Source organism: Streptomyces sp. NTH33 (assembly GCF_003236365.1).
GTDB lineage: Bacteria > Actinomycetota > Actinomycetes > Streptomycetales > Streptomycetaceae > Streptomyces.
Window position 1 is genome coordinate 1 of the sequence record NZ_POTZ01000439.1, and the last position, 5,757, is coordinate 5,757.

Genomic DNA, 5,757 nt, shown 5'->3' on the forward strand with positions numbered 1-5,757 from the left:
GTTCTGCAGCCGGGCGGTGATCTCGTCCGGGCTCATGGTGTCGTAGCCGGGCCAGGGTTCGCTGCCGCGCAGCTGCTCGATGGCGTCCAGGACTCCCGGCCGGTTGGCGTGGGTGCGCTCGTAGCCCTCGATGACCGTCAGGTCCGACTGGGACAGCGGACGCAGCTGCTGCTTGATCTCCTCCATGCTCAGCTGGCTGAAGCGGGCGATCGGCAACTCCTCCTCCCGGGTCACCGCACCCTGGACCTCTTCGGCCATGCGGGTCGGCTCGGGCATCTCGCGCACCGCGCCCCCGGCCGCACTCCGGGCCCGCCGGCTGCCGGTCTGGGCGACGTCTTGCACCCGGCCGGCGGCGGTCCGCACGGCGCGGGCGGCCGCGTCGGCCCAGCCGCCGCCGTTCTCCTGGACGAAGCCGTTGGACGCGGCCGCCACGGCCCGGGCGTTCTGGGCGACGCTGTCCTCCAGTTGTTCGAGCAGTTCCTCGTCCTGGCGGCGCAGGGCGGCGAGCAGGTCGGCGGTGACCGGGTCGTGGGCCTCTTCGGCGATGCTCTGCCCGGCCCGGCAGGCCGCCAGCGCCCGGGCGGTGACCGCGTACTCGTCTTGGGCGTTTTTCAGCAGCCGCCGCTCGTCGTGGGGCCGCCGGCCGCGCAGCATGTCCGTCACGAGGGTGGAGCCGATGGTCAGCGGCAGCATGGCGGTGCGCACGGCGCTGCGCGAGATGAGCCGCGCGATATCGACGCTGTCCCCGACCAGTCCGCGGCGGGGCCGCAGTTCGCGCACGTGGTCCTCGATGCGCTGGAGGCTGTCCTGGACGCCGTCCACCTGGCGCTCGAGCATCTGCCGGTACGGGCCGGGCGGCGTGAGCGTCGCATCGGCCCGCAACCGGTCGACGAGCGCCGCATGCGCCTGGCGGGTGTCCTCCAGCGCCGGTACGAGCGCGTCCGTCATCACTGTCATGGGGGTGCTCCCTGGGGGTGGGGGTCAGGCGGCCGGCCCACGCTCGCCGCGCCTCGGGAATCGGCTGCCTGCCGGGCATTGCCGAGGCCGGGCAACCAGGGACCATCCTGTGGGACCCCCCGCAGGATTGCCCGGCGGCTGGGTTCGCGTCCGGTACGGCCAGGACCGGCCGGGACGCTTCCTGCCTGCCGCCTGCCACCCCTGTGGGGCCCAAGGCAGCAGGCGGGGAAGACCTTCCGGGGCGGCCCGACCCCGCGGCCCCGGGTGGGCGCCGCCGGGAAGGCAGCGTGGGCTGAACGGGTGATGGCGGCGACGGTGCTGTGTCGAAAATCCTGATCACGCGTTGGTCCGGGCGTGCATCCTCGCGTCGACGACGCGGTACCCCATGCGGCACCGCCCGGGCTTACCGGCGCCCGGCCCGATCGCGATGACCCGGGCGCCGACGCCCAGCGTGACGGCGGGGGCCGGGCCGTGATGGTCATCTGCTCAGCGGTGATCGTTGCCGCCGCTGGGATGCTTGCTCTTGCGGACCGGCTCGCTTGAGAGACTCAGTGCCTGTCCGCGAACTGATCATTTCCCGTCTGTGCGGGCCCCGGCGCGGGCGAGTCTGCGCCGCATGAGGATGGTCATGGACCACAGGACCATGGCCTCGTGATGCTCGGGTAAGCGTTCGTAGTCGCGTACGCAGCGGCGGTGTTGGAAGATCCACGACAGGGTGCGCTGCATCGCCCAGTCACACTGCACATATGGATGGTCTGGACAGTGAGCGGGCGCCGATAATCGGCCGTGAGGGCCTGCTGCGGCTGGCCGCGGTGGCCGAGCGGCTGCGGGACCGTGGCGAGGGAGATGAGTCGCCATGTGCGATGGGAGTGACGTCGGCCCCAGAGAACGTTTCCGGTGGTGCCGGACGGGCAGGTGTGGGCAGTACTGCCGGAGGTGAACCGGCAGGCGGTGGTGGGGCAGTTGGTGCGGCTGGCGAGCCGCGCGTTGCCGGTTGCCGCAATGGCGAGTGAGCGGGACCGGCGATGACCTCGGTGATGCCGTGGGGGCGGCCCGGCAGCAAGGTCGACGATCGGCACCTGCAGCGGCTCGCGGTGGTCTATGTCCGCCAGTCCACGCGGCAGCAGCTCGTCGATCACCAGGAGTCGACCCGGTTGCAGTACGCCCTGGTGGACCGGGCGGTCGCGCTCGGCTGGCAGGCGGACCGGATCCTGGTGATCGACGAGGACCTGGGGAGGTCGGGGGCGAGTGCGGTGGCCCGCACCGGCTTCCAGCGTCTGGTCACCGAGATCGGGCTGGACCACGTCGGGCTGGTGCTGGGGGTCGAGATGTCCCGGCTGGCCCGCTCCGGCAGGGATTGGTACCAGCTGATCGAGCTGTGTGCCCTGTCGGGTGCGGTGCTGGCGGACCTCGACGGGGTCTACGACCCGGCCGAGTACAACGACCGGCTGCTGCTGGGGCTCAAGGGCACGATGAGCGAGGCCGAACTGCACCTGATCAAGCAGCGGATGTGGAGCGGGCGCCTGAACAAGGCCCGCCGCGGCGAGCTGGCCTTCCCCCTGCCCAGCGGCTATGTCCGTCGCCCGTCCGGGGAGGTCGCTTTTGATCCGGACGAGCAGGTGCAGACCGTGATCCGCCTGATCTTCGCGCAGTTCGAGCGGCTCGGCACCTTGCACGGTGTGCTGCGCTATCTCGTGGACCACGACATCCAGTTGGGCATCCGGCTGCGGGAGGGGCCGGACAAGGGCACCCTGGAGTGGCGCAGGCCGAACCGGATGACGCTGCAGACCCTGCTGCACAATCCCGCCTATGCCGGGATCTACGCCTACGGGCGGCGCCGGGTCGACCCGCGCCGCCAGGACCCGGCCCGGCCGAGCACCGGACGGGTCGTCCGCTCCCGGGACGGATGGCATGTGATGATCCCGAATGTCCTGCCCGCCTACATCACCGTCGCCCGGTTCGAGGCGAACGAGGCGAGACTGGCGGCCAACCGCGCCCGTGCCGACGCCATGGGCGCGGTGCGAGGCGGCCCCGCGCTCACCGCCGGGCTGGTGCACTGCGGACGCTGCAACCGGCGCATGAGCGTGCGCTACCACACCCAGCACAGCAAGGCCCTGCCCGAGTACGTGTGCGCCCGGGACGTGACCAACTACGGCGCGCAGAAGAGCTGCCAGCTGCTCAACGCCGCCTGTGTGGACGCCTTCGTCGAGCAGCAGGTCCTCGCGGCGCTGACGCCCGCCGCCGTCGAGGTGTCCCTGCGCGCGGCCGACCAGGTCCTGGCCGAGCGGGCCGAGCTGGAACGGCTGTGGTCGCAACGGCTGGAACGCGCCGCGCAAGAAGCCGACCGGGCCCGCCGCAGCCACCACCTCGCCGAACCGGAGAACCGCCTGGTCGTACGCCAGTTGGAGAAGGAGTGGGAGGACGCACTCGCCGCCCAGCAGCGGCTCCGCGAGGACTACGACCGCTTCACCCGCAGCAGTCCGCGCATCCTCACTCCGGCCGAGCGGCAGACCATCACGGCCCTGGCCGGCGACATCGAGGGCCTGTGGCGTGCCCGCAGCACCACGACGGCGGACCGCAAGGAGATCGTCCGCGCGGTCGTCGACAAGGTCGTGGTGACCGTGCTCGGCACCAGCGAGCGGGTGAAGGTCACCATCGTCTGGGCCGGCGGGACCACCACGGCGGGAGAGGTCATCCGCCCGGTCCAGCGGTTGGAACAGCTCAGCTGCTATCCGCAACTGACCGATCGGATCCGCGAACTCGCAGGCCAGGGCATAGGAGCCGGCGGGATCGCCGACCGTCTGGAAGCCGAGGGCTTCCGGCCCGCGAAGGGCGGCAAGCGGATCTCCGCAGCCACCGTCCGCGACCTCATCCGCCGCCTCGCCTGCCCCGCAGGCCGTGTCCACCGGCACCGCCCCGCACCACCCGGCGAGGAGCCCGGCCCCAACGAGTGGTGGCTGGGGCACCTGGCCGCCGAGCTGGACATGACCACCTCCACCCTCTACGCCTGGATCAACCGCGGCTGGATCACCACCCGCCGGGAGAGCTGCTGGCCCCACCGCCTCATCGCCCACGCCGACCAGCGAGAACTCGCCGAACTCCGCGAACGCCGCACCCGTCCGCCCGGCTGGTACAGCCGCCGCATCTGGACCGAGACCGCCGAGACGGCAGAGCAACAGACTCCATGAGTGCACTGTGCTTGACAGATCTCCACCAGCCACCTGCGTGGAAGGACGACGAAGCCCTTGACATCGTCGCTGCGTTTGACGATCTCCAGCGTGAGCTGGAGTTTCTCCTTCGCCCAGTCGACGAGCTTGCCGGCGTAGCCGCCGTCGGCCCACACCAGGGTGATCCTCTCGTACAGTTCGCGCAGGAAGGCCAGGGCGGGCCGAGCACCGTCGCGGTCCTGGACGCCGGCAGCGGTGACCAGCACGACCAGGACCAGGCCGATCGTGTCCACGATCACGTGGCGCTTGCGGCCTCCGACCTTCTTGCCCGCATCCCATCCGCGCGTGTCGGCGCCGACGGTCTCGGCCGCGCGTACCGATTGCGAGTCGATGATCGCGGCGCTCGGTTCGCCCTCGCGCCCCTCGGCCCGGCGGACCTTCTCGCGCAGGTCGTTGTGGAGGGCGAGGGCGAAGCCGTCCCGGCTCCACCGGGCGAAGATCGCGTGCAGGGTCTTCCAGTGAATGCCGTAGTCGGCGGGCAGGTTGCGCCACTTGTTGCCGTTGTCGGCGACGTAGCAGATGGCGTCGATGACCAGGCGTCGACAGTACTCCTCCGGGCGCCCGCCGTAGCCGTCCAGCCAGGTCGGCCAGGGCAGCAGCGGTGCGATGACCTGCCACTCCGCATCCGTCATGTCCGTGGTGTAGCGACGCGGACGGGCAGGGCGGCCGGCGCCGTGACCGAACCCGCACGCGGCGCAGGAGCAGCCGACTTCCCCGACTGCCAAGACAGGGGACGGCCCGGTGGCGTACAACGGCATGACGGGACCTCTTGGTGCAGCGGCCGGCTTCGACACCGCTGTTGCTACCAAGAGGTCCTGCTCGTCCGGACGACTTCACCGATTCCGCTCCGCCGCCTCAACGATCAGTTGATGGACGGGCACTCAGGACTGCAAGAATGGCGGGATCAGCCGTTCGGCGTACAGTGACGGGCGCGTCGCGTGCCCCGGTGCTTACGCCTCCGACGAGTGGGAAGCCCTCAGCCATGACCGTGCAGCGGAGCCCCGGGGAGCGCACTGCTCCCGTCCACCAGCTCAAGGTCGCCCTGGTGGGGATGAAACCTCCGGTGTGGCGGCGGCTGGTGGTGCCTTCGGACATGACCCTGGGGTCGCTGCACGACGTGATCCAGGTGACGTTCGGCTGGGAGGGCATGCACCTGCACGCCTTCGAGGACCGCTCCGGCGGGCGGTACGCCCCTCCGGAGGACCTCGACATCCCGGTCTTCGACGAGGAGGAGGCCGCCCTCGCGGACGTCCTGCCGGGCACCGGCGATCGCATGGACTACACGTACGACTTCGGCGACGACTGGCTGCACCGGATCACGGTGGAGGCGGTGCGCCCCGCCCGGGAGGGCGAGGGGGAGTACGCGGTGTGCACGGGCGGGCGCCGGGCCATGCCGCCCGCCGAGGACCTCGGCGGTGTGTGGGGACTGGCCGGACTGCTGGAGCGGTACGCGGATGGGGAGCGGCCGAGCCCCATGCCTGTCCGGCACGGCGATGAGGAGTGGGTGGAGTACGACGGCCTGCAGGACGAGGTGCTGGCGGGCCTGTACGAGGAAGGCTTCGACCCGGCCGCC

The 5,757-nt window shown here is 71.3% G+C and carries 4 protein-coding genes and 1 pseudogene; 2 read left to right on the top strand and 3 right to left on the bottom strand.

The annotated features are described in order from the left end of the window. Positions 1-957, bottom strand: a 957-nt coding sequence (locus tag C1I97_RS29830; RefSeq protein WP_111006218.1) for a hypothetical protein, incomplete at its 3' end; no start/stop codon positions are given. A 570-nt stretch (positions 958-1,527) separates the two neighbouring features. Continuing rightward, positions 1,528-1,701, bottom strand: a complete 174-nt coding sequence (locus C1I97_RS39400) for a transposase (RefSeq protein WP_146608332.1) — start codon at positions 1,699-1,701, stop codon at positions 1,528-1,530. A 293-nt stretch (positions 1,702-1,994) separates the two neighbouring features. Between C1I97_RS39400 and C1I97_RS41910 the strand changes: the two are divergent. Then, positions 1,995-3,164 (top strand): annotated as a pseudogene (locus tag C1I97_RS41910) (recombinase family protein); the annotation flags it as partial. A gap of 794 nt (positions 3,165-3,958) precedes the next feature. Here C1I97_RS41910 and C1I97_RS41915 read toward each other — a convergent pair. Beyond that, positions 3,959-4,816, bottom strand: a complete 858-nt coding sequence (locus C1I97_RS41915; RefSeq protein WP_258382800.1) for an IS5 family transposase — start codon at positions 4,814-4,816, stop codon at positions 3,959-3,961. Between the two features lie 350 nt (positions 4,817-5,166). Here C1I97_RS41915 and C1I97_RS29845 point away from each other — a divergent pair. Further along, a partial coding sequence (locus C1I97_RS29845) for a plasmid pRiA4b ORF-3 family protein (protein ID WP_181446972.1) occupies positions 5,167-5,757 on the top strand: 591 nt, incomplete at its 3' end.

What these genes read in the sequence shown, in the direction of transcription:
- C1I97_RS41915 (WP_258382800.1), bottom strand. Translation starts at nt 4,816, where the DNA reads ATGACGGATGCGGAGTGGCAGGTCATCGCACCGCTGCTGCCCTGGCCG.